We start from the raw sequence: 4,273 nt of genomic DNA on the forward strand, positions 1-4,273 counted from the left end.
TACCCCCGGAAGCTAAAAGTCTCCAGAGTATGGCGGAACAGAAGATGAGCGATCGGACAGAATCGGAATCGCTGATCGGGCGACCGGAATCAGTGATCGGATGAAATCAGAATCAGTGATCGGGCGTGACCGGAACCAGCAGCTGGCCGGGCGCCACTAATCCGGAGCCGACGAGATAAGGAAGCCTATGACTATCGCTTTGCAATTCGCCCGTAATATTCATCAGTTTCATCAAAGGAGCTTGCCCAAAGAGGCCGTTGAACGGGCACGCGACGCCATTATCGATACCCTTGGCGTTATGCTGGCCGGTAGAGTACAGCCCGGGGCGCTAAAATTACGCGCGGTGATAGAACCCGCCGCCGCAGGGCGTAACCGGGTATTTGGCACGGCGCTACGCGTCAACGCTCTGGACGCCGCCTTGCTTAACGGTATTGCCGCGCATATTCTGGATTTTGACGACTCTAACTCTCGTCTGCACGGCCATACCTCGGTCGCCATCCTGCCCGCGTTGTTGGCGTTGGGCGATGAACGCCAGGCGCCGCCGGTCGCGGTGGTGCGGGCCTACATTACCGGTTTTGAAGCCGCGTCGCGCCTGGGCGATGCGGTCGGGCGCTACCAATATACCTATGGGTGGCACCCGACAACCACCATCGGCATATTCGCCGCGGTGGCCGCCTGTGCGGCGCTGCTGGAATTGAGCGAAACTCAAACGGCCGTCGCCCTGTCCATCGCCACGGCGCTGGCGTCAGGCATCAAGGCCAATTTCGGCAGCGAAACCAAACCGCTTGGGGTAGGCCAGGCCAATCGCAATGCATTGCTGGCGGTCAAGCTGGCCCAGCAGGATTTCAGCGCGGGCGAATCGGCGTTCGAGCATCATCACGGCTATCTCTTTGTCTTTAACGCCGGAGCAGAGCATTTTGATGCATCATTACTGGTAGCGCCCTGGACCGGTGGGTGAGCCCGTACTGTTGTCGCCGGTGATGGATATCAAGCAAAAACGGTTTCCCTGCTGTTACGCCATTTTACCCCCGCTGGACGGCATTCTTGCCCTGCGTCATGAACATCACCTGACGCCTGAGGAAATTGTGCGCGTGGCGGTCGGCGTGCATCCCATCAGGTTTCCACATATCAACGTCCCGGCGCCAAAGGATCCTTTGGCCGCCAAGTTCAGCCTGCATTACTGCACGGCGCGCGCCCTGGAAGAAGGCCGGTTGACGCTGGATGATTTCATTGATGAGACCCGCTTCAACCGGCCTGAGACGCATCGCCTAATGCGGCGCATCTCTCTGCACCCCTACCACCACGATAATATCGGCGGCGCGGAGGTGATGATCGAGACCAAAGACGGGCGGCGTTTAACGACCTACATCGACAGTGCCCAGGGCTCCTCATATGAAAATCCGCTGCCGCCCGCGCTGGACAGAGATAAATTCTTGCAATGCGCAGCGCTGGCGCTCGGCGACAGAGAAGCCCTGGCCTTTTATCAACGGCTGAATCTGGGGGAGCTGGCCTGATCCTGTAGGCTGACGCACGGCGAGGGCGTTTCACCCCGAGACAAAAGCACAGCTAAGCATGAGCTGAACCCTTGCCAGCCTTGCGTTGCCGGCTTAACGCCCTCGATGCCCACAGTGAACGAACGAGGTTAACGCGTTAAAGCATTCCATTCTTCATCATTCAGGCCAGTGGAATTTTGCATCACCGCACGTTCAACGCCACTGGCGATGAGCTGCCGTGCAATTTTGATTGAGGCATTCTTTTCACCTTTTTGAATGCCCTTTTGAAGGCCCTTTTGTAGCCCCTTCGCTTCAAGCTGTTGTGCAATAGTCATGATGTCCTCCTGATAATCCGTTGCTTTCTCGGCCATCGCCCGCAGAAACTCTTCCGCGGCCGACGACTCTCCCTGCATGACAATATAATAGACCAGACTGCGAAACTGGGCCGCCGATAGCGGCCAACGTTTAGACAACCGGGCGATGTCATTTACCATCTCCAGCACATCCCGCGTTCGGATATGCTTTTGTACCAGCTCCAGCAGCGCCACGCGTCGGTGGGTCAGGATTTCATCATCCGGCATCGCCGTGATATCCACCAGCGGGAACGCCTGCATATACACTGATCCTGCCAGCTCAGGGTCGGCAAAGCAATCCAGCCAGCGCGTGGTGTACGGATAGGGCGACGTCCGTCCGTGGTAAAACAGCAGCGGCACCACCACCGGCAATTGTTCGTGCCCCTGATCAAGGTGCTGCTGCATCGCCGCCAGACTGTAGCGGAGCAAACGCTGCGGCATCAGCTTCTCAGGGCGCGACTGATGCTCTATCAGGCAGTAGATATACCCTTCCCCGCTCGCGGTTTTCACCGAATACAGCATATCGGAAAGCTGGCTGCGTAAGTTCTCCTCGACAAAGCTGGCCGGCGCCATCGCCAGCATCCTCAAATCGCATTGACGGCATATGGTTGCCGGTAAATGGATAGCCAAAAAATCCCGCGCCACGGTGATATCCCCGAGGAACCGTTTAAACAACGCGTCGTGCTGGCAAATAACCTGTGACATAGCGCCTCCCTGGCATAATTCCGCCGCATCATCGCGTCAGTATTGCGAGCATCTTGTTGTTTACATAAACCAACGTTTGTGGCGTCCATGATTTATCCGCCATGAGGCATGCACTCTCGGGGATGTTGCTCGCTTGACAGCCTTTTCACCGATACGGTGACCGAAAATTCTTATTCTGGCGCGATGCCAACGTATGATCATCCCACTACTCTCGTTTTCAGGTGGTGTCGGTTTGCGAAAAGTTGATTTTCTTATGGCGCGACAAAGTCTCCTGGTCAACGGAATAGTTAATGCTATGTCAGGGAGTATCAGCTCCAAAGAATTTGTCACCTTAAAGTGTAATGAAAAAATCACAGGCTTTTCACGGCGCTCAGTACTGCTTTAACCGAGTTTTCCCCGTCGCTATAGAATAGCCATGGCCATTATCCCCTCATTTTATCAAACCATAGCCTTATCATAAAAGTCTTTTTTCCAGGCAAATTTGATAGTTTACCAATCAATTTAGAGATAAATAATTCACTAATCCAAAGCCGTGATGACACTGCCCATGGTAAGGGAATACTCTACTCAACATGATGTCAATAACCACGCACTTCCCATTATATTAAAAAATCAATATTTAACTTTATCATTCATATATAATGAAATTATTAGATAGGCAAGTCGCAGGATAACAGTGTTTTATTCAAGGGCTGATAAATTACGGGCTTGCTTTTAGATAAGACATTTGTTAATTCTTTCACAACTAGAACTCCCTTCTGATTTCCCTTCATCAAAAATATTCATCAATAGTCAACCTCAAGGGGCAAGTTAGGCCGTGAAAATCAATAATGAATGCGACGAGATAGAGAGCATTCGATGAACATAGGAATCTTAACCTCAGCAATGTCTGTTTATGTACAGCAGGCAGGATGGTGATGTGGCAACGTCGCAATTGTATGTGCGCGCATGCTGATCTCCCATCCTCCTCTTTCCAGGGTATTTGGATTCGCGTCATTACCTGAAAGGCCGTATGGCAGCTATTTACCTACTTCCATTTAACTGCGCACACCTATGTCATAAACGGCAATAGCCTTCTATTAGGGCGGTTAAGGTCCTCTCGATTTGGCTTCAGATATGTCGCGAGGGCCGCGCGCGCAGGGCAGGATAGCAGAGCTAGAGGCAGGCCAACGGCCCTATACGCGGCAAATGTCACTTAAAAAAGTGACATTATTTATTTTTTGGGCAACCCTCTAGCATCTTTAGCGCGAATTCAAGGTTAAAATTTTGCGGATCTGTGCGAGGATTATCGTGCCCGTATGCGCACCGCATCCCGCTCATTTTTTCCTGCACATCCACATGCCGCCTGTACAATTCCTCAAATCGGCTCAGGGTAGCAATTTCACGTCCGCCATTTCTAATTTTTACAACTAAAATGACGTTGCTAAAGTGCACGACTTTGTTCTTCTGCAATGTCTGATGAGCCGAGGCTGACACATTTTTTTTGCTGTCTGCATAGGTTTGCAATAATGATGTAGACGCATAGTTTGTAGAAGTATTGACGTTCATTTTTTCTCCGCTACATTTTATCCTATCCACTCGGGCAGATTATTCTCGGCTCCCTAAACACCTAAGTGGCTTAACCATAGGCAAGATTATTTGCTTAATTTTTTTTTGATAACGTCTGTTGCTGTTGCGCAATCATGCTTTTTAGCACATCGAAAACCATTGCGATCACAAGAG

At 51.6% G+C, this 4,273-nt stretch carries 4 protein-coding genes; 2 read left to right on the top strand and 2 right to left on the bottom strand.

The features are described from left to right. Nucleotides 1-187: 187 nt before the first annotated feature. Both ACMX3H_RS18475 and ACMX3H_RS18480 read left to right on the top strand, forming a co-directional pair. Entirely contained in the window at nt 188-958 is a 771-nt protein-coding gene (locus tag ACMX3H_RS18475; protein WP_415211826.1) for an MmgE/PrpD family protein, read from the top strand. Beyond that, the gene (locus ACMX3H_RS18480) at nt 951-1,514 is read left to right on the top strand and encodes a hypothetical protein (protein WP_415211827.1); all 564 of its coding nucleotides are present in this window, start codon (nt 951-953) and stop codon (nt 1,512-1,514) included. The genes ACMX3H_RS18475 and ACMX3H_RS18480 overlap by 8 nt, the downstream gene beginning before the upstream one ends. A gap of 128 nt (nt 1,515-1,642) precedes the next feature. On the opposite strand, the gene ACMX3H_RS18485 is transcribed toward ACMX3H_RS18480, so the two are convergent. Together ACMX3H_RS18485 and ACMX3H_RS18490 are read right to left on the bottom strand one after the other, a co-directional pair. Then, nucleotides 1,643-2,551 carry an Rpn family recombination-promoting nuclease/putative transposase gene (locus ACMX3H_RS18485; RefSeq protein ID WP_415211828.1) on the bottom strand — a complete coding sequence of 303 codons (909 nt, stop codon included), beginning with the start codon at nt 2,549-2,551 and terminating at the stop codon, nt 1,643-1,645. Nucleotides 2,552-3,760: 1,209 nt separating this feature from the next. Continuing rightward, a complete protein-coding gene (locus ACMX3H_RS18490; protein ID WP_415211829.1) occupies nt 3,761-4,099 on the bottom strand; it encodes a hypothetical protein in 339 nt (112 codons plus the stop codon). Between the last annotated feature and the right edge of the window lie 174 nt (nt 4,100-4,273).

Source organism: Sodalis sp. (in: enterobacteria), assembly GCF_047607725.1.
In the GTDB taxonomy this organism is placed as follows: Bacteria; Pseudomonadota; Gammaproteobacteria; order Enterobacterales; family Enterobacteriaceae; genus JBLKSS01.